Annotated in this window: 24 protein-coding genes; 4 read left to right on the top strand and 20 right to left on the bottom strand. The window is 41.8% G+C overall.

Annotation, left to right across the window (positions count from 1 at the left end; all coding sequences use genetic code 11):
• Window positions 1–36: 36 nt before the first annotated feature.
• A complete protein-coding gene (locus MHH68_RS07340) occupies window positions 37–936 on the bottom strand; it encodes a 2-dehydropantoate 2-reductase (protein WP_058014058.1) in 900 nt (299 codons plus the stop codon).
• A gap of 209 nt (window positions 937–1,145) precedes the next feature.
• Between MHH68_RS07340 and MHH68_RS07335 the strand changes: the two genes are divergently transcribed.
• Window positions 1,146–1,625, top strand: a complete 480-nt coding sequence (locus tag MHH68_RS07335) for an N-acetyltransferase (RefSeq protein ID WP_003211702.1) — start codon at window positions 1,146–1,148, stop codon at window positions 1,623–1,625.
• Between the two features lie 46 nt (window positions 1,626–1,671).
• Here MHH68_RS07335 and gerR read toward each other — a convergent pair whose 3' ends face one another.
• The 3 genes from gerR to MHH68_RS07320 form a co-directional block, all read right to left on the bottom strand.
• The gene (gene gerR, locus MHH68_RS07330) at window positions 1,672–2,211 is read right to left on the bottom strand and encodes a sporulation-specific transcriptional regulator GerR (protein WP_058014059.1); all 540 of its coding nucleotides are present in this window, start codon (window positions 2,209–2,211) and stop codon (window positions 1,672–1,674) included.
• A gap of 138 nt (window positions 2,212–2,349) precedes the next feature.
• Window positions 2,350–2,523 (bottom strand): 50S ribosomal protein L32, encoded by a 174-nt coding sequence (gene rpmF / locus MHH68_RS07325; protein ID WP_008354700.1) that lies wholly within the window; start codon window positions 2,521–2,523, stop codon window positions 2,350–2,352.
• Between the two features lie 21 nt (window positions 2,524–2,544).
• On the bottom strand, window positions 2,545–3,063 hold the full coding sequence (locus MHH68_RS07320) for a DUF177 domain-containing protein (protein ID WP_003210956.1): 519 nt from the start codon (window positions 3,061–3,063) through the stop codon (window positions 2,545–2,547).
• A gap of 206 nt (window positions 3,064–3,269) precedes the next feature.
• Between MHH68_RS07320 and MHH68_RS07315 the strand changes: the two genes are divergently transcribed.
• Window positions 3,270–4,514 (top strand): nucleotidyltransferase, encoded by a 1,245-nt coding sequence (locus tag MHH68_RS07315; protein WP_058014060.1) that lies wholly within the window; start codon window positions 3,270–3,272, stop codon window positions 4,512–4,514.
• Between the two features lie 238 nt (window positions 4,515–4,752).
• Here MHH68_RS07315 and MHH68_RS07310 read toward each other — a convergent pair whose 3' ends face one another.
• Both MHH68_RS07310 and MHH68_RS07305 read right to left on the bottom strand, forming a co-directional pair.
• Window positions 4,753–5,781, bottom strand: coding sequence for a SepM family pheromone-processing serine protease (locus tag MHH68_RS07310; protein WP_058014061.1), 1,029 nt, complete (start codon window positions 5,779–5,781; stop codon window positions 4,753–4,755).
• A 4-nt stretch (window positions 5,782–5,785) separates the two neighbouring features.
• The gene (locus tag MHH68_RS07305; protein ID WP_268497798.1) at window positions 5,786–6,565 is read right to left on the bottom strand and encodes a patatin-like phospholipase family protein; all 780 of its coding nucleotides are present in this window, start codon (window positions 6,563–6,565) and stop codon (window positions 5,786–5,788) included.
• A gap of 158 nt (window positions 6,566–6,723) precedes the next feature.
• Here MHH68_RS07305 and ylbJ point away from each other — a divergent pair, with 158 nt between their 5' ends.
• Window positions 6,724–7,932: a sporulation integral membrane protein YlbJ gene (gene ylbJ / locus MHH68_RS07300; RefSeq protein WP_339165676.1), complete on the top strand. Its 1,209-nt coding sequence runs from the start codon at window positions 6,724–6,726 to the stop codon at window positions 7,930–7,932.
• A 13-nt stretch (window positions 7,933–7,945) separates the two neighbouring features.
• Here the strand turns inward: ylbJ and coaD are convergent, their stop codons facing one another.
• From coaD to MHH68_RS07255, 9 genes are all read right to left on the bottom strand, one after another.
• A complete protein-coding gene (gene coaD, locus MHH68_RS07295) occupies window positions 7,946–8,428 on the bottom strand; it encodes a pantetheine-phosphate adenylyltransferase (protein ID WP_044142001.1) in 483 nt (160 codons plus the stop codon).
• 3 nt (window positions 8,429–8,431) lie between these two features.
• Entirely contained in the window at window positions 8,432–9,019 is a 588-nt protein-coding gene (gene rsmD / locus MHH68_RS07290) for a 16S rRNA (guanine(966)-N(2))-methyltransferase RsmD (protein ID WP_339165782.1), read from the bottom strand.
• 280 nt (window positions 9,020–9,299) lie between these two features.
• Entirely contained in the window at window positions 9,300–9,572 is a 273-nt protein-coding gene (locus tag MHH68_RS07285) for a YlbG family protein (RefSeq protein ID WP_003212137.1), read from the bottom strand.
• Between the two features lie 66 nt (window positions 9,573–9,638).
• On the bottom strand, window positions 9,639–10,088 hold the full coding sequence (locus MHH68_RS07280; protein ID WP_007499807.1) for a YlbF family regulator: 450 nt from the start codon (window positions 10,086–10,088) through the stop codon (window positions 9,639–9,641).
• Window positions 10,089–10,145: 57 nt separating this feature from the next.
• A complete protein-coding gene (locus MHH68_RS07275; protein WP_306012104.1) occupies window positions 10,146–10,553 on the bottom strand; it encodes a hypothetical protein in 408 nt (135 codons plus the stop codon).
• Window positions 10,554–10,625: 72 nt separating this feature from the next.
• Window positions 10,626–10,874, bottom strand: a complete 249-nt coding sequence (locus tag MHH68_RS07270; protein ID WP_058014067.1) for a YlbE-like family protein — start codon at window positions 10,872–10,874, stop codon at window positions 10,626–10,628.
• Between the two features lie 19 nt (window positions 10,875–10,893).
• Window positions 10,894–11,307 carry a YlbD family protein gene (locus tag MHH68_RS07265; RefSeq protein ID WP_058014068.1) on the bottom strand — a complete coding sequence of 138 codons (414 nt, stop codon included), beginning with the start codon at window positions 11,305–11,307 and terminating at the stop codon, window positions 10,894–10,896.
• Between the two features lie 109 nt (window positions 11,308–11,416).
• On the bottom strand, window positions 11,417–12,460 hold the full coding sequence (locus tag MHH68_RS07260; RefSeq protein ID WP_058014069.1) for a CAP domain-containing protein: 1,044 nt from the start codon (window positions 12,458–12,460) through the stop codon (window positions 11,417–11,419).
• A gap of 124 nt (window positions 12,461–12,584) precedes the next feature.
• Window positions 12,585–13,007, bottom strand: coding sequence for a CBS domain-containing protein (locus MHH68_RS07255; protein WP_044142103.1), 423 nt, complete (start codon window positions 13,005–13,007; stop codon window positions 12,585–12,587).
• Between the two features lie 161 nt (window positions 13,008–13,168).
• Between MHH68_RS07255 and MHH68_RS07250 the strand changes: the two genes are divergently transcribed.
• Entirely contained in the window at window positions 13,169–13,534 is a 366-nt protein-coding gene (locus MHH68_RS07250) for a YugN family protein (protein ID WP_106029745.1), read from the top strand.
• A gap of 31 nt (window positions 13,535–13,565) precedes the next feature.
• Here MHH68_RS07250 and ctaG read toward each other — a convergent pair whose 3' ends face one another.
• From ctaG to coxB, 5 genes are all read right to left on the bottom strand, one after another.
• Entirely contained in the window at window positions 13,566–14,444 is an 879-nt protein-coding gene (gene ctaG, locus MHH68_RS07245; protein ID WP_061407707.1) for a cytochrome c oxidase assembly factor CtaG, read from the bottom strand.
• 30 nt (window positions 14,445–14,474) lie between these two features.
• A complete protein-coding gene (ctaF, locus tag MHH68_RS07240) occupies window positions 14,475–14,804 on the bottom strand; it encodes a cytochrome c oxidase subunit IVB (RefSeq protein WP_003211520.1) in 330 nt (109 codons plus the stop codon).
• A gap of 2 nt (window positions 14,805–14,806) precedes the next feature.
• On the bottom strand, window positions 14,807–15,430 hold the full coding sequence (ctaE, locus tag MHH68_RS07235; RefSeq protein WP_088001578.1) for a cytochrome c oxidase subunit III: 624 nt from the start codon (window positions 15,428–15,430) through the stop codon (window positions 14,807–14,809).
• Window positions 15,427–17,298, bottom strand: a complete 1,872-nt coding sequence (ctaD, locus tag MHH68_RS07230; protein ID WP_044142010.1) for a cytochrome c oxidase subunit I — start codon at window positions 17,296–17,298, stop codon at window positions 15,427–15,429. The genes ctaE and ctaD overlap by 4 nt, the downstream gene beginning before the upstream one ends.
• A gap of 170 nt (window positions 17,299–17,468) precedes the next feature.
• The gene (gene coxB, locus MHH68_RS07225) at window positions 17,469–18,536 is read right to left on the bottom strand and encodes a cytochrome c oxidase subunit II (RefSeq protein ID WP_058014072.1); all 1,068 of its coding nucleotides are present in this window, start codon (window positions 18,534–18,536) and stop codon (window positions 17,469–17,471) included.
• Window positions 18,537–18,609: the final 73 nt, after the last annotated feature.

The raw sequence follows: 18,609 nt of genomic DNA, 5'->3' as shown, positions 1-18,609 counted from the left end.
TTAGTTTCCCGAAAAAAGTATAGCATGTAAACGAGCTCACTCAAAAGATTTTGTTTGCTTTTTTTCCAATACTTCCAAGCTTCGATCAAAGAAAGTGAGATGTGGCGCCGCAACGCCGTGAGCTTGAGCCTTTTTTAAAAGATAACCAAGGATGGCTTTTCTTTCGGTTTGGCGGCCTTTCACTATATCTTGAAGCATCGAGGACTGATTCTCAGCGGTTTTCTCACAAATAGAAACTACATATGGCCAGAGCCGCTCTTTTTCAGACAAGCTCAAGATGGAAACTGCTTCTTCAAATGCACATTTCATCATGTGTTCATATGAGGAGTTTGCGATTAATTCCCCGTTCCTCACATGCAGCAAAGCCGTGAGCGGATTGATACAGACATTGACAAGCAGTTTTTCCTCCAGCACCTTTATCCATTCATCCGTATAGATCATCTGAAAATGAGATGATGTCTCATTCAATGCATTTTTTATATCTGCTGCTTCTTCATGCTGATATGCCCCCCACTTGATGACACCGATACCTGTATGGTTCACTTCATGATCTGACATCTTCATAGCTCCGTGCTCTACCACACCTATGTATAATGAGTGTCCTGTTTTCCAATTCTCCAAATCTAATAAGTGAGCCATTCCGTTCTGTAAAAATAAGATACGATGAGGAGGTAATGTCGATAGTTCACGCAGCACATCTTGCAAATGATGATATTTCACTGTCACGATGAGCAAATCAAATTCTCCTGTTATTCCTGTCTGTGCATGAACAGTCGCCTGACATGTATCTCCTTTTCCTGTTCGCTCAATGCCGAATGCTCGAATCTCTTCTGCCTGTTCGTTTCTTCTTGTAAAGACTGTGACGTCATGATGCTGCGTTAAATAACTAGCACAAAGCAGACCAATCGCACCGCCACCAATGATTCCAATGTTCAACTTCCGCACATCCCTTTTTCGTTTACTTCATGATATCAACTATTTTAACAGGTTCATGTCGTGATGCAAAAAGCAGATGGCGCGCTATGATTGAATTTTTTTAATTTAAAAACTATAATAATAAGTGTAAAAACTTTTTGAGGCGGATGGGATGAAAACGCCTTCAATGACATCACTGTCGACATTATGTGTGTAAGGGGGAAGATCATATGGCACAAGTAAAACGACTTCTAATTAATTACAAAACTTTAGAGGAATTTAAACAATTTAAGGAATATGGCATACAAGAACTATCCATGCTTGAAGACCTTGAAAGCAATATGATTGAAAATGACAGCAACTCTCCATTTTACGGGATTTATTTTGGAGATAAGCTAGTGGCACGTATGAGTCTTTATCAAGTGGACGGCTCAACAACTACGTATTTTAACCACAACCATGATTATTTAGAGCTGTGGAAGCTGGAAGTGCTTCCTGGATATCAGCGCAAAGGGTACGGCGAAGCACTTGTTGAATTCGCTAAATCATTCGGATTGCCAATTCGGACCAATCCGCGTGTCAAATCTGCCGGTTTTTGGGATAAAATGGGCTTTGAAGCAGTCAAATATGATATGGAGCGCGATAAGGGTGAAAATCCACTTATCTGGGAGCCCGCACATATTCAAAAAAATACAGGTGAATCCGCTTAAAGGCTGATCACAAAACGCCCCTCCTTTCTCTGTGAGGGGCGTCTCTTTATTTAGCATATTCTTTTAAGCTAATATTCTGTTTGACTCTTTCAACAATACTTATGAGTGCCCGGTAATCTTCTTCTGTCATTTTTAATTGCCGCTTTAAGTGTTCATTTTCTTCTGTAAGTGACTTCAATTGATACTGTGCATCTGCCAGTTCTTCGCGTAAATGAGCGGGTCCATCAGGTTCTTTTTCAAGCTGCTCTAAAAACTGAATCACTTCTCGAAGGGTCAATTCAGCCTGGTTTGAAGAAGTCTTTTCTTCTATGATTAACGCTTGCTGTGGTAAACCAGAGGAATGAATACCTATTTTTTTACGCAATTCTTTCCGCTGTTTTTTTGCCAGCTCTATGCCTGCCTGATATTGTTTTCTAACGTATGAGTTCCACCTGAAACCACATGCTGCCGCTGTTCTTGACAATGCTTTCCCGACTTCCTCAAATGCGGAAAGCTGCGTTCCTCCATCTCGAATGTGCCTTAAAACGACTTCTGCTAAAAGTAAATCTTCATCCTGTGTCCATGCGTCCTGCCTTGTAATCGTCAATTGATCATCCCCCCTGAATCTGAATACCACATCATATGCGCCTACTAGAGTAGATAGACTATTTGCAGGGGAGAAACCTAAAAAATAGACAAATAAAAAAACGTAAGGGAAGGTTCCCTCACGTTTTTTTATTAAGCATTAGTTGCTTTTTACGTCTTTGCCTTTGTATGTTCCGCAAGATTTGCAGACACGATGAGAAATTTTCATTTCACCGCATTCTGGGCAAGCTACCATACCAGGTACTTGTAGTTTGAAATGCGTACGACGCAATCTTTTTTTCATTTTAGAAGTTCTTCTAAAAGGTACAGCCATTATTCCCACCTCCTTAAAGAGTTAAGATTCATTATTTTCTTCTAAGAGCTTCTTCAAGCCTTCCAGACGCGGATCAATTCGGTTTTGATGTGCATCTTCCGAAATGACTGCCCAGTCATTCCCTTCTTGTGGTGCAGCACCTTTTACGTCAGTTTGGTCGCAAAAGATTTGCATCGGCACTTCAAGAAGAATTTCTTCCTTGACTAAAGGCGTTAAGTCGATGATGTCGTCTTCTACAATAGAAACGTCTTCATCTTCTATGTCGTCTGTCTTATGAAGTACAAATAGTTCTTTCGTTGAAATCGCAAATGGATAATTTACATCAACAAGCGTTCTTGAACAAGGCAATGTCATTTCACCTGTGATGGTTAAATCAAATGCGACTTGCTTTGATTCGATCACTCCAGTCCCTTTCACCTCTACCGGTGAAATGCGACGTATATCTGAATGAAGGCTAGTAAGTTCATTTAAGTCAACCGTCTCATGAAAATCGAAGCTGTTTTTAGCTTTTTGATGTAACTGATAAACTGTCCATTTCAATTGTATCACCTCTAAGAGCAACAAACATGATTATAGCTTTCATCATGTTATTTGTCAATATTTTTTCTTTACAGTCCTTTGTGATGTCAGAGCGTTGTTTGACATCAGTTCTCGGAATGCCTACACTGAAAAAAATGGGCTTCATTTTTCCCTTATGCTACTGTAGCATAGACCATTTAACCATAGCAAGAAAGGCGGAACATCTATTGAAAGCAACAGGAGTCGTTGTCGAGTATAATCCATTTCATTATGGACATGCCTATCATGTTCGTCAGGCGAAAACACATACCTCCTCAGATGTTGCCATTGCCGTTATGAGCGGTCCCTTCCTCCAGCGCGGTGAGCCTGCCATCGTCTCAAAATGGGCGCGGACAAAAATGGCACTGCAAAACGGTGTAGACATTGTGTGTGAGCTTCCATACATATACGCAGTGCAAAAGGCAGAAACCTTTGCAAACGGTGCTGTGGCGATTCTAGATGCTTTAAAATGCCGCTCCCTTTTTTTCGGCAGCGAGGATGGTGACATCAAAGCATTTGAGCGAACAGCTCGTGCTTGGCATGAGAAAAAAGAAGAAATTGACTTTTTCACAAAAGAAAAGGTGAAAGAAGGCCTTAGTTATCCAGCAGCTGCTGCTGCTGCGTTTCAAGAGGTGATTGATCCTAAGCACTTACTGGATCTGTCTCGGCCCAATAACATTTTAGGTTTCCATTATGTCAAAGCCATCATGGAGCGATCCCCTCACATGCAGCCCTTTACCTCTCAAAGGATTTCATCTGGTTATCATGATGAAGAACTACCTGAAAATCAGAAAATCGCAAGCGCAACAAGTATACGAAAAGCCTTAAAAGATCATGGTGCATTTGAAACAGTCGCCCCTTATCTCCCAAATGCTACGCTCAAGCAATTACATGACTATCATTCTTCATATGGTCTTCTACATACTCAAGAAGCCTACTTTAGCTTCTTAAAACACGTCTTTCACACAATGGATACGGCAGAACTAGAAGGCATCTATGAAATTGAAGAAGGCATCGAACACCGCATGCAAAAAGCGATTACACATGCGTCCTCCTACGAGGAATATCTATCACTTGTGAAAACAAAACGCTATACGTGGACAAGGCTGCAGCGGATGAATACACATCTCTTAATGAGGGTGAAAAAGAATGCCATGCATGAGCTGCTGAAAGAGAAAAAAGCACCTTATATTCGGTTACTTGGTATGTCAAAGAAAGGGCAGCAATACTTATCTCTTGTGAAAAAAGAATTGGACGTGCCGCTCGTCAGTAAACTGTCTGCCTTTTCACATCCCGCTCTTGATCTTGATATACGCGCATCCCGCGTTTTCAGCCTGCCCGTTAGTGAACCAATGCAAACGAACTTAACGGAAGCGGAATTTAAAACCTCACCGATCCGATATGATGAAGAGACTGGTCTCTTCCAGTCTTAACAAAAAGAGCAGCCTTTACGAAGGCTGCTCCATATCGTTGACAAAGGGCTAAAATGATCTTTATTTTAGTCCTTTGTCTTCTTTTCAGCATGATAGAAAACCTTTGAAGTCTAGGAAGGACGAGTACCGGAGCGGAGCGAATTTGACATTCGCGAGCACCGGCACGCAGTCCTGACAAAGAATGCAAGGGTTTGTCTACATGCTGAGAGCAGCCTTTATGAAGGCTGCTCTTTTTTGATTAAGATGCTTTCTCTTTTAATTTATTTAAATAGTTCAGCGCATCTTGCATTGTATCTACAGGCACAATTTTCATATCACTTTTAATATCTTTTGCTGTTTTGACAGCATTTCGGTAGTCTGAGTTTGGATCACCTTTATCGTTCGGTGCAAAGAATATATCTTTTCCGGCTTTATCTGCCGCCACGACCTTTTGATCGATTCCGCCAATTGGACCGACCGTTCCATCGGCATCAATCGTTCCCGTTCCTGCAATCGCGTAGCCATGTGTTTCGTCTTCTTTTGTCAGCTGGTTATAAATTTCAAGTGACATCATAAGACCCGCTGACGGTCCGCCGATATTTTCAATATCCACCTTAATGGACGGTGAGACTTTCACATTTCGGTCTGTAAATAATGATACGCCAATTCCAACTCGATTCGGCTCTTCTTTAAATGGTTTTAACGTCACTTTCTCCGTAATGTCTTTGCCATTTCGTTCAAGGATAAAACGGACAGGTGTACCTGCTTTTTTGCTGCTGATATACGAAACCATTTTATCAGCAGAATCATAGGTCTTGCCATCAACGCTTTTGATTCGGTCGCCTACCTCAATTTTGCCGTAAGCAGGCATTCCTTTCATCACGTAGCTTGCATATACGCCGTTAAACGTATAATCTACTTTTTTTCCTGCTTTTGTATATGCTGCAATCATGGCATTTTCTTGAGAGCTTTTCATCAGCTGAAGCTGCCTTTTCATATAATCTTGATCCGACTCCCCGTCCGCTTTCATATTTTCTTCTGGGACGATTTCGTCATATTTATTCATTTTCGCAAGCAAATACGTATACGGATTGGCTGGACCTACTTTAATTGTCATAAGAGAGAAGCTGCCCTTCTCGTCATATCCGCCGTCTACTTGAATGTGGGGAGCAATCTCGGTTGCATCACCCGGCTTTGTCACGTAATATGGCAGTTTGACAAAGGTTAAACCACATAATACAAGGATAACGACAAAAAAGCTGAGCCAGCGAATATTCAATTTTTTCATTCGATTAACACTCCCATTTATCAATGACATCTTTCAGTTTACCTGTTAGTTGATCTGCGGCGAGCTCACCTGCTTCAATCATCTCCTGCACCTGCGTGAACGCACTCGAGCTAAATGTTTCAAGCCTCGGCCGAATCATGACATCAGCGTGAATGGTTTGATGACGGACCAATTCATTTTGAAGGATGTCCAAACTTTGCATAATGACATCCGATAATCTCGTCGCCTTTTCTGTTTTTTTCACCCTTGATACATCAGAGGCGATAATGAGGTCTGCACCCATATCTTTTAAAACAGACACAGGAATGCGGTCCACAACCGCTCCATCCACTAGCTGTCTGCCGCCCATTTCATGAGGAACAAACACGCCCGGAATGCTGATGCTTGCTCTGACTGCTTGTGAGACAGACCCTTTTTTAAACACGACCTTCTCCCCTGTCTCGAGGTCACAAGCAACCACCGAAAGGGGCATTCTTAATTCTTCGAATTTTTTCCCATATGTAAACGTGTGAATCAGCTGCAAAATTCGATTTCCTTTTAAAAGACCGATTTTTGGCAGTGTATAGTCAGCATAATACTTTCTTCTGAAGACAAGTGCAAGTTTTTTCATTTTTTCTACGTCTTGTCCTGCCGCATAAAAGCTCCCAACAAGTGCGCCAATACTGCTGCCAGCGATCATATCTACCTGAATACCTTGTTTCTCAAGACTAGATAAAACTCCGATATGTGCCATTCCCCTCGCACCCCCAGAGCCTAACGCAAGCCCGATGACTGGTCGCTTCATGAAAATCCACCCTCCTCTTTTCTATGCATATATACGAATCTATTGGTCTAAACATGCCCCTTATGCTCGTATAGTAATAGAAGACAGGCTCGGCTAGTTTCTTTCTTTTTTGATCACGAGCTCGCCAATAGATCATAACGGCAAGGGGCGAAATCTCCATGAAAAAATGGAACACTCTGTTCATCGCTGCTTTTTTTATCTTTTTAACAGCCACTGTGATTACACATCCACAAGCCTCTTTGCAAGCATCTAAAAATGGACTTGCAATGTGGTGGGAGGTTGTATTTCCATCATTGCTTCCTTTTTTTATTTTGTCCGAGCTATTAATTAGTTTCGGGATTGTCAGATTTGTCGGGGTATTATTAGAGCCATTTATGCGTCCCATCTTTCGAGTGCCTGGTGTAGGCGGGTTTGTCCTAGCGATGGGAATGGCATCAGGCTTTCCTTCTGGTGCGAAATTGACCACAAGGCTCAGACAGGAAGGACAACTGACACAAATCGAAGCAGAGCGCCTCGTTTCTTTTACAAATTCATCGAACCCATTGTTTATTTTCGGTGCGGTGGCTGTTGGTTTTTTTCATCATCCAGCATTAGGAATTGTTTTGGCCTGCGCACATTATTTAGGGAATCTCGCTGTTGGTGTGACGATGCGGGGATATAAAGCGCGGCAAGATGCACATCTGAGAAGCGGTAAGCGATTTTTATTCCCACCGTTTCAAGAGGCATTCAGTGCTCTTCATACAGCAAGACTCGCAGAGAAAAGGCCGCTCGGCCAAATTTTAAGTGATGCGGTCATGTCATCAGTCCAAACACTCTTTATGATTGGCGGCTTTATTATCTTATTTTCTGTTTTTAGCAAAATGTTATCAGTTGTTCATGTGACGGATCTCTTATCCATAGGGATCGGATATATGCTGCAAACGATGCATCTTCCGCCAGAATTAGATCTTGCGATGATTGCCGGTTTATTTGAAATCACGTTAGGAAGTCAGCTGACAGGGTCACAGGAAGTCACCCTTCTTGCTAAAACGATTGTCGTCAGCTTTATATTAGGATTCAGCGGGTTTTCTGTTCAAGCTCAGGTCGCCGGCATTCTGGCGGCAACAGATATACGCTTTAAACCATTCTTCTTCGCTCGTTTGCTCCACGGGATTTATGCAGCTATTTTTGCCTTTTTATTGTTCAAGCCTCTTTATATCTCTCGATCTGACATAGCTCTTCCAGCAGGTGCCTTTGAAGCAAGCCAGCAGGTCGTCATGTACAGCAGTGTGCTTTGGAATCAGCTTGTGACAGCTGGCCCTTTGATCACGCTATGCAGCTTGATCTTGTACACGGCGCTATACTATCAGAAATTAAAAAAAGGATGAGTGCACGGTGCACTCATCCTTTAAATTTTTCTATCAGCGCTTCTTCTACCTCTTTTGGCACAAGGTCTTTGACTGAACCATCATATTTCGCTACTTCTTTGACAATGCTTGAGCTTAAGAAGGAATATTGATTGTTGGTCATCATGAAAAATGTTTCAATGTCATCGTTTAACACTTTATTCATTGATGTGCCTTGCATTTCATATTCAAAGTCTGTCACAGCTCTTAATCCGCGTAAAATGACTTTGGCTTCTTTTTGTTTCGCATAATCAACAAGCAGACCGTGAAAGGATTCAACTTTGATATTTGGCAGATCCTTCGTCGCTTGGCGAATAAGCTCACACCGTTCTTCAACGGTAAATAACGGTTTCTTGGATGAGTTATTTAGTACACATACATACACTTCATCAAAGATCTTTGCACCTCTTTTGATGATATCCAAATGGCCCAATGTGACTGGATCGAAGCTACCCGGACAAACGGCTATGTTCCCCATGCTTTAATTTCCCCGCTTTCTATAGATCGTAATACCAGTCAACCCGTACAGTTCCTGTCTTGATATGTAAAGCTGTCCAGCTTCCTCTGGCAGTGTGACATCCTTATCATGCTCACACACGATCACTCCGTCATCTGTTAATAAGGCATGCTCGTCAATCATGTCAAGAAGTGCTTTCAGCTGTTGATCTTTATAAGGCGGATCAAGAAAGATCGCTTGAAAGGATTCCTCTCGTTTCACAACGGCAGCGAGTGCACGCTTTGCCTCATTTCGAAACACTTCACTTTGATCAATCAGCTCCAATTGATTGAGGTTTCCTTTTATCGTTTGAATCGCCTTCATATCTCGATCAACGAATATGCAGTGATCGAATCCTCTAGAAAGCCCTTCAATCCCTAAACCACCGCTTCCCGCAAATAAATCAAGCGCCCATCCGCCATCAAAATACGGGCCGATCATATTAAATATCGATTCTTTCACTTTATCTGTCGTCGGTCTTGTTGATTGACCTGGTACCGCTTTAAGTGTGCGGCCTTTTCTCGTTCCAGAGATGACTCTCATTTTTCCACCACTTTTTCTGCTTGCTTCTATTGGTTATTGTGTAAGACAAAAAATCCAACATTATCTTACCACAACACTCCGCAAGGGACAATGCGCGGACTTTCATTCATTTTCTATGTATAGATCAAGGAAAGCGGGGTCATACTACTTATAACAGCATCTGATGTGGTGCTGTTGCCAACCGCGGAGAAGACTTACGTTTCCCCATAAGTTCTTCCTCCGGTTTCTCCTCTCCCTTTGCCTTCTCCTTAATGAATCATTAAGAATAGAAGGACCCCGCGGGTGATGCCGCGGGGGTTTTTTTGTGTCTTTAAAAGCCCACTTTATAATCATACTCTTTTGCTTTGTCCAATTTGGATTCGTACTCTAGTTTAATAAAAGGTTTATATGAAGGTTCAACACGCTTCACAAATGGCAATGAGCTGAGCTTAGCCATATGGCGCTCGAGATCATTCATATCACAATAGATCACTGCATATTTCATTTTCCTTGAAATATAGTGAACATTTCCAAATTTTCTTAGCGCCTTTGACTGCTTTAACGAATGCAGCCAAACGACCATCCCTTGACGTTTGGTTTCCATCTTTTCACCTGCCGCTTTTTCAATTCTTTTCAGTTATTATGTAAAAGACGAGACATTCAAGTCTCGTCAAGATACTTTACAGCCACAGCTGCCACCAGATCCACAGCCACCGCCGCATGATGATAGACCATCAAAATATGGGTTCCCTGTTGGAACTTTGATATATGCTGATACAGCTTGACCGATTTCAATACTAATCTCATCTAAGATGGATTGAATCGCTGTTTCTGCTTTTTTGAAATCAACCACTGTATCGTGAAGATCTAACTTTCTTTTGACCTCACGCATTTCCTTTGAGATCGTTCTATAGTCCGGATGGTATTTGCCGAACCGCTGCACATCCTCATATTGCTCTTTTACTTTTGTAAAATGGGCAATAATTTGTTGGGCTTCTTCGTCTTGCTGGAGACGCTTAAAGCAGTTGCGGTAATGTTCAGCCTCCTCCGACTGAAGAATCATGGCAGCCAATTGATTTGCTTCCTCTTGGAGCTCCACAGATTCGATTGTCGCATACATAAATGTTGCACCTCCAATTCATAGTTTACCACGAAACCTATGGATCAGAAAATGCTTTTACGTCACAAATACATCCCATGTCTCTCTTTTCTGCCTATATTCTGGATGACGAGAATTGAGCACAACGGTGATTTTATGTTTTCCTTTTGAAAGATGCTTGACCACAAATGCAGCAGTATACTCATTGCCTGCACGTTTTCCGTCTACATACACTGTAAAATATCCCGCCTTCTCATCTTTTTTTAGTCGCGTAGACTCAAGATGAAAATCTTGAAGTGTACTTTCTATATAGACTGAAGACCCCTGCACTTTGTATTTAAAAAAGCCTTGCTGCTTCATTTCACTTTCGGCTTGCTGCATCACTGGTACAGCTGGATCTTGCTTCGTGATTTGCTTCTCTTCATGTTGACTTTGACACCCGGTGACAAGAAAAAGCAATGCGCACATTGACAGCATCCATTTCATCATCTGATTCTCCTTTCATCTACTTTTATAGGATGCTCAGGAAATAGACATCTTAATCAACTCAAAAAAGCCTCACCCGGCTCCATTTTGATTGCGCATTGCTTGGAACATTTGAATCATCATTTCAGCCATTTGGACACTGTTACTCAACTGACTCACACGATGAGGAATGGTTTTTTCGTAAAAATTCATTTTATCTAATTCAAAGGACGATAGCTTATCAGGATGTCGAGTCAGCTGTCTGTACCAGAGAGGACGCTGTCTGATGAATTTGATTCGTTCCTCTTCGGCCATGACAAACTCCTGTACTTCTTTCCTCACCAAAAGCATCCCCTTTCAATTAATCTTTCCTGAAGGAGAATGGGTGCTGACTGCCTCCAGATGAACCTTTCTTCGAGCCATTTGATGAAAATTGTCCGAGTAAGCTTTGTAAAGAGGAAATAGACTGGCTCATTTTGTTGATTTGTTCATTCATTTGTTCAGCGTCCATTTTTTTCACAGCAGAAACCATTTTAGACATAAAATCTGCTTTTCCAGATTCACTTGGCTTTGAAGCTTTTTCTTCTTTCACGTCCTCAGATTGCGTTTGCCGGTAAGGAGACCACATCTCATCTTCCTCACCAAACATGACCCAATTTTCGTATACACTTTGCCAGCTTTTTTCTTGCGTTTGCACTTCTTGAATTAACTTCGGATGGCGTCTGACGAATTGTTTAAATTCATCAATGGATGTTTGTTTTTGCTTGTTTGTCATATCCTCACCCCCCATACAAATGCCTACTATACTATATACACCAGCAGTTATTTTGGTGAGCCTCTTTTTTGAAACAAAAAAACAGCTGCGATGATGCAGCTGTTTTCGTTTAAGATGTTTTTTTGATGAAGTTTTGGGTGTAGTATTTTTCTTTCACACCGACGCCAAGGTGTGAGTAATCTTTATTTAACAACGCCTTTCTATGACCTTCACTATTGAGCCAGCCTTCTACAGCTGCAGGTCCATCTACATAATTATAGGCAATGTTTTCACCTGCGAGTTGAAATGCCACCTCGCCTCTTTCTAATCGGTCTTTCAGCGTACCGTACTTTTTAGATTCATGGGAGAAATAATGATTCTCTTTCATGTCCTCACTATGCATGAATGCCACTTCAGAGGTTTCATCATCCCACTTTAAGGTCGGCAGTTTGTACTTATGACGAATAATATTGGTCATATCAAAAATTTGTTTTTGACTGGAAGCTTCGATCTCTTTCCATTTTTCACCCGATATTGCCTCTGGTTCTATCAATTGACCACGATAGACGACTTCGTATGGCTTTTGTTTCACAAATGTATCTGCGTTAAACGCCCTGATACTTGAAAGGGTGCTTTCAAACTTATCCATGTAAAGCTGAACATATACATCATCGTCCACTTTCACGGTGGGCCTTGTATTCATATCATCTTCTGAGAATTCAAAGCGGTATGAATTTTGTTCATCCTCTACATGAATGTAAGGTGCAATTTGTGTTTTTTTAAATACCTCACTGGTGGCTTGACCGATTTTAAATGGTTCAACATTGAGTCCGTCTCCTGTTGCAAATAATGTCACCACTTTACTATCCTTTACCCCTACTTGAATATAGTGCTTCTTCGATTGATTGTATATCCACCAGTCATAATCATATGCGGAAGGATCAATGCGATCTGGTTCTCCCAGCTGTTTAAGCACTTCGTTTGAAGATTTTCCCATAAAGGACATGAGCCCCTTTTTCGGGATGTTGATCGGCTTATCGCTAGATGTTTCTTCATTAGACACCTTCGGTTCATTGCTGTTTTCTTTTTCTGGTGAAGATCCATATTGAATAAACAGAACGTACGTTCCAGATATAATCAGGAGGATGAGGAGTGTTTTGAGCACAGTTTTCAAATAAACACCTCCGTTAAATTGGCAAGGTACAAAAAAAGTACCTTCTACTGTCATTTAAACAAAACTCGCTTCATTTATCAACGACAATACAGCCTATTTAACACGAATTTAAAATATGCCCCTCTTAATGAAGAAATCCTTGCCCATGATCTTGATCCTGTTGAGAGATTTCTGTCAGTGCATCTCCTGCGCGATCATTCGATAAATCTTCGACGGATAAATCTCCAAGAGCGACAATCCCAGTTAATGCACCGTTTTTCACAACAGGAATGCGGCGGAGCTGGTGCTCTGACATCAGCCGGACAATTTCTTCAAGCGTTGCATCTTCTTCTGCTGTCAGTACTTCCTTCGTCATCAGCGAGCCTACTTCCTGTGAGTTTGGCTTTTTTTCTGCAATACCTCTGAGTACAAGGTCACGGTCTGTCACGATACCAACGAGCTGATCTCCGTTCACCACCGGAATGGCCCCAATGTCTGCGTCTCTCATTTTGACTGCCGCTTCATACGTATTGTCATCTTGCTGACATGTCACTACTTTTTTTGTCATAATATCTTTTATTTTTTTCGTTTTCACGTTGATTCCTCCATCTGTTATTTTCTTTATTACTGTAACCAGGTTATAAAAGAACATACCTTTCACAGTTGAAAGTTTAACGCTTTCATACTATGATTGTCAGTAAAGGGAATTTTTATAAGGAGGGGTTTTGGGTGAAGTTTGAAGGTACGGGGATTGAAAAGGTAGCAGCTGACTTAAATAAATTAGATTTCATCATGGAAAGTGAAGGATTTGTACGAGCCGATCAATGGGATTATGAGCGTGTGACGTACGACAGAAAGTATAACATGGTAGAGGGAACCTTTTATTTACGGATTTCCGGCTACGCCACCGAAGGAGATGTTGGTTCAAAAAGAGCACACATACAGCTTCTCACACCTTTACTCGGAAAACATTATTATCCGCACGGTGTTGAATATGGCGAAGGCGAAGATTTCCCTAAGTCTCTCATTCAATCAAGCAAAAAAACGCTTGAACAGCTGAAAGAAAAACTAGAAGCAATGACAGCAGAAGCATAAACGAAAGCACAGCCATATGGCTGTGCTTTTTTCATTCATATTTCGGAATCAGCGCATCTGGTACGGCATCTTTCGCTCTTTCTTTTCTTGCCCAGTCAAAGAAGACAACAGCAAGGATTGAGCCGTACACAATCTCCTGAATAATTTTCATCAAAATCGCGCCTAGCTGCTGGTCTTCTAGCAGCGGCAAGGTATGGAACATTTCAGGACCTGTGAGCGCAAGACCTGCCAGCGTATCACTTGGTACGCAGAGATGCAGCGCCTGTATCCAAGCACCAGCATCAGAATAGGTTGCATAGATCGGTGTCTCACTAAACATAATGAGTGCACATGCAGGAGTCATTAATATCCCGTCTGCCATAATATAACCAAGCTTTAAAATGCCTGTAATCTGAGGCTGACTTTGGACTTTATGAACGAGCGGCCACCACATGAAAAAGGCAGCAATAAAAATGACCACTGTCATCAGCGCATGATAAAACGGATCTGTTTTCACAAAATCAAACACAAGCGGGATATGGTACATCGAAAACAAACCGTTAAACCCGAGCAATGCAATTAAAGGCTTGGTAAACAAACGAAACATCTGCTGAATGCCTGGTGTTTGGATGATCCGCTCCCAAATGGCCGCAGGTAATCCTGTAATAAGGAGAGGCGGAATGACTAAATAGAGCACCGCCATTTGCGCCATATGTGCACTAAACATAATATGCCCCATTAAATCAATTGGGCTTCCTTTTACGGCGTATAACAGAACAAGCCCCGTCAGAAACAACGTTTTCTCTTTTACCGTCGCACGATGCTTCCCCTTTGTCACAAGAAGCAGATAAAGAGCAGCTGCTATGACAATACTAGTCAAATAGTAAGGGCTCCATAATGCCCGAAATCCGAATATCTCTAAGTTCTCCATTGCTGCGCCTCCTTCAAGGGCAAAGCGGGCCTACCACCATATAATGGTCAAAAAGGCTAATACGGTAATAAACGCGACAAACACACCTGAGTAAAGAAACAATGCGGGTGTTTCATGCCCTTTTTGGTTCATGTGCATAAAATAATAAAGCTGAAAAGCCACCTGAATAACGGCAAGCAGTAAAATAAATGGTACTGCGAACCAGTTTCCAACATCTTCGGAAGCGATTGTTAAAAAGGCAACAAAGGTTAATCCAATCATCAAGCCGAAAGAAATGAGCTGATGCTTCATTTCTTCGGCATTTTTCTTTTTACGGTATACAAGATCGACTTTAGACTGATTTGTGTTTTTATTTCCCATTCTTATCCCACCATTCCCATTAAATATACAACGGTAAAGATGAAGACCCACACAACATCAATGAAGTGCCAATACAGACTTGCCACATAATATTTTGGCGCATTGTATAAATCGAGTCCGCGTCTCATATTTCGAATCATAAGAGCGGTAATCCAGCAAAGTCCGAAGGCGACGTGAGCCCCGTGAGTTCCTACAAGAGTATAGAAGGAGGAACCAAGAGCTGAGCTGGTAATGGTAAAATCATACGCATGCACATAATGATAGAACTCATAAATCTCAACCCCTAGAAATGAAGCACCTAATAGCACAGTCACACCAAGCCAAAGCTGCATCTTTTTAAAGGCAAAGTTTTTCATATGATACATTGCATACACACTCGTTAAACTGCTCGTCAGTAGAAGCATCGTGGCAATAAAGACAAGTGTGAGATCAAACATATCAGTTGTTTTTGCTCCGCCTGCATTAGAGTTTTTCAGCGCCAAATATGTGGCAAAGAGCGATGCAAACAGAACAGTTTCTCCCCCAAGAAACAACCAGAACCCGACGAACTTATTCTTTCCTTCTAAAGTGGCTTTCTCAGGAGAAGCCGGAAAAGTTTCTGCTGTCATTTTTTGTGGTTCCATTATGCTTTCACCCCTTTATCATCGTCATCGGTCAGATCTTCTTTGTGAATATGGTACCCATGATCGTCTTTAAGAGAGCGAACCAGCATGGTTGCAAATGTAATGCCCAGACCAATGAGAATCACTGGAAGTCCCCAGCTGTGCTCTTGACGATACATGAAGCCAAACGCTGACACAAATAGACCGAATGAGATAATGACAGGTAAGATGGAATTATTCGGCATGTGAATATCATCGAGCGGTTCAGATGCTGTCATTCCTTTTTTACCATCCATTTTTTCAATCCATAATGGATCTAGTCCTCTGACAAGTGGCAACTGTTTAAAGTTATATTCTGGCGGAGGTGAAGACACTGCCCATTCAAGCGTTCTTCCGTCTCCCCAAGGATCGCCCGATACACGCTCCCCTTTCGCTGTCGTCCAGATGACGTTAATCAGCAGGATGACAACAGCTACAAACATAAACAGCGCCCCAATCGTACTGACCAAGTTCCCAAGGTCTAACCCCTGACCTGGCAGGAATGTAAAGACTCGGCGCGGCATGCCCCAAAGACCGAGGAAATGCTGAATAAAGAAGGTTAAATGGAAACCGATGAAAAATAGCACAAAGCTAATTTTCCCAAGCTTCTCATTTAGTATTTTTCCAAACATCTTCGGCCACCAGTAATGCACACCAGCTAAAATACCGAATACCACCCCGCCGATAATGACGTAGTGGAAATGCGCCACAACAAAGTACGTATCATGGAACTGATAATCTGCTGCAGCTGCTGCAAGCATGACGCCGGTTACCCCGCCAAGTAAAAATGACGGTATAAAGGCAACGGAATACAACATCGGCGTTGTAAACTTCACATTACCGCCCCATATGGTGAGCAGCCAGTTAAATACTTTAATTCCTGTCGGCACCGCAATCGCCATTGTGGCTACAGCAAAGATTGCATTGGCAATCGGACCAAGTCCTGTTGTGAACATGTGATGCGCCCACACCATGAATCCAAGGAAACCAATCAATACAGTCGCAAACACCATCGACGAATAGCCAAACAGCCTTTTTCTTGCAAACACTGGAATGATTTCAGAAAATATTCCGAATGCTGGCAGGATTAAGATATAAACTTCTGGGTGTCCGAAAATCCAGAACAAATGCTCCCAGATGATTGTATTACCGCCGAGCTCTGGATTGAAAAAGCTCGTATCAAACATTCTATCAAGCATCAGCATTGCAAGCCCTGCTGTAAGCGGCGGGAATGCGAATAAAATCAGTGCTGAAGCGACAAATGTCGTCCAAGTAAAGAGCGGCATTCTCATATACGTCATACCAGGCGTTCTCATATTAATAATCGTTGCAAGAAAGTTGATTCCGGCAATTAGCGTACCAATACCCGCTATCTGCAACCCTAAAATATAGAAATCCATGCCGTGTCCTTCTGAATTCAGCGTGAGTGAAGCGTATGCAGTCCAACCTGCATCAGGTGCCCCGCCCATAAACCATCCAAGGTTTAAGAAAATTCCTCCGAAAAAGAACAGCCAAAAACCAAGTGAATTCACAAACGGAAATGCTACGTCACGTGCACCAATTTGAATAGGTACAACCGCATTCATTAATGCAAATAAAAGCGGCATCGCTGCAAGGAAAATCATCGTTGTTCCGTGCATCGTCATGACTTCATTGTAAAACCCTGCACTTACAAAATCATTTTCAGGGATGGCTAGCTGAATACGGATTATCATCGCTTCCAGGCCGCCAATTAAAAAGAAAAATCCCCCTGCCACTAAATATAGTACGGCAATTTTTTTGTGGTCAACCGTCGTCAAGTAATCCCATAAGACAGCGCCAAACCCCCGCTTTTTAGCTATTGTACTCACCATGAAATCCCCCTCTTATCTCCCATTTGCCCCTTTTCATATAGATGTCTATTTTAACTTTACACAGACTGTGTCTGACAGATGGCTACTTCTTGGTTGTAGAGACATATTCGGGAGCTCTTAACAAAAACTTCACATCGATTACATACCCTCTTGCCCATTTGCATTCGAATTTACTGGATTTTAAGTTCTTTTAAATACTCATAAAGTGCATCTGCTTCTGAGTCATTTAATTTAGGGTACGTCCCTGTCATTTTATTTCCTGGTTTAAAGCTCTCTGGATCTTTCAGCCATGCTTTCACGTTTTCTTTGTTCATGTCTTTAATTCCAGCTACTTTTGTTCGCTCTCCGAAGGTTGCAAGGTTTGGTGCTGTCCTTGCCGCTTCCGGCCGTTCGTCCCCAGGCTCTACTGCGTGACAGCTCAAGCAGTTTTTCTCTTTAAATAATTTTTCACCTTCAAGGGCGAGATCTTTTGTGGATGTAGGCTTCTTGTAATCAGCCATTTTTTTCGTCCATCCTAAAAACTCATCTTGAGAAAGCGTTTTAACTTTAAAGTCCATTAAAGCATGTGAAGGACCGCAAAGCTCCGCACATTTCCCGTAGAAATATTCCCCTGCATCTTTCGTTCGTTTTGAATCAAAGGTTAAATAAAACTTGTTTTCGTTGTCTGTGTTTGTATCAATTTTACCGCCAGCCGATGGAACCCAGAAAGAGTGTTTCACATCAGATGCTTTCAATTTAAAGTAGACCTTTTGATCTGTTGGTACAATCAATTCCTGACTTGTGACAATCCCATAATCAGGGTATTCGAATTCCCACCAATATAAACTGGCTCTTACATTGACAACAAGTGTCTTTTCAGGATCTCGTTTTTTCTTATCCATAGCGCTTGTATCCCCAAGCTCAAGCGTGTATGCCACAACAGGCACAACGAGAATAATGAGGAGAAGAATCGGAATCGCTGTCCACGTAATTTCTAGATTACGGTTTCCTTCCACCTGCTTTGGAATCGTATCTTCTCCCACTTTAGAACGTTTGAATTTAATGATGACGTAAAAGAAAATGATCGATACAACAATGACGACAAGAACCATAATGAGTGTACTCAGTACCGTTAGGAAGAATTGTTTATCTGCTACTTCCCCAACTGGTTTGAGTGTTGATAAGTATGGTTCACCACAGCCCGCCAAAACGAGCGTCAATAAGAGAAACAGTGAATAAACACGCCATTTTCTTATCATAATTTGTCCCAACCCCTTTTGCTTGATCTCCTTTGCCTTTCGCTTTTTACCTCTTATTTATAAAATCACTTTT

Source organism: Bacillus sp. FSL K6-2841 (assembly GCF_037976435.1).
GTDB classification, from domain to species: Bacteria; Bacillota; Bacilli; order Bacillales; family Bacillaceae; genus Bacillus; species Bacillus pumilus.
Note: the sequence above shows the minus strand (reverse complement) of the source record. Positions and strands in the feature narration are given on the sequence as shown.

Coding starts and splice junctions, on each gene's coding strand:
- MHH68_RS07335 (WP_003211702.1), top strand. CDS start 1,146: ATGGCACAAGTAAAACGACTTCTAATTAATTACAAAACTTTAGAGGAA.
- rpmF (WP_008354700.1), bottom strand. CDS start 2,523: ATGGCTGTACCTTTTAGAAGAACTTCTAAAATGAAAAAAAGATTGCGT.
- MHH68_RS07310 (WP_058014061.1), bottom strand. CDS start 5,781: ATGAAAAAATTGAATATTCGCTGGCTCAGCTTTTTTGTCGTTATCCTT.
- MHH68_RS07305 (WP_268497798.1), bottom strand. CDS start 6,565: ATGAAGCGACCAGTCATCGGGCTTGCGTTAGGCTCTGGGGGTGCGAGG.
- ylbJ (WP_339165676.1), top strand. CDS start 6,724: ATGAAAAAATGGAACACTCTGTTCATCGCTGCTTTTTTTATCTTTTTA.
- coaD (WP_044142001.1), bottom strand. CDS start 8,428: ATGGGGAACATAGCCGTTTGTCCGGGTAGCTTCGATCCAGTCACATTG.
- MHH68_RS07285 (WP_003212137.1), bottom strand. CDS start 9,572: ATGGAAACCAAACGTCAAGGGATGGTCGTTTGGCTGCATTCGTTAAAG.
- MHH68_RS07280 (WP_007499807.1), bottom strand. CDS start 10,088: ATGTATGCGACAATCGAATCTGTGGAGCTCCAAGAGGAAGCAAATCAA.
- MHH68_RS07275 (WP_306012104.1), bottom strand. CDS start 10,553: ATGAAATGGATGCTGTCAATGTGCGCATTGCTTTTTCTTGTCACCGGG.
- MHH68_RS07265 (WP_058014068.1), bottom strand. CDS start 11,307: ATGACAAACAAGCAAAAACAAACATCCATTGATGAATTTAAACAATTC.
- MHH68_RS07255 (WP_044142103.1), bottom strand. CDS start 13,007: ATGACAAAAAAAGTAGTGACATGTCAGCAAGATGACAATACGTATGAA.
- ctaG (WP_061407707.1), bottom strand. CDS start 14,444: ATGGAGAACTTAGAGATATTCGGATTTCGGGCATTATGGAGCCCTTAC.
- ctaF (WP_003211520.1), bottom strand. CDS start 14,804: ATGGGAAATAAAAACACAAATCAGTCTAAAGTCGATCTTGTATACCGT.
- ctaD (WP_044142010.1), bottom strand. CDS start 17,298: ATGGTGAGTACAATAGCTAAAAAGCGGGGGTTTGGCGCTGTCTTATGG.
- coxB (WP_058014072.1), bottom strand. CDS start 18,536: ATGATAAGAAAATGGCGTGTTTATTCACTGTTTCTCTTATTGACGCTC.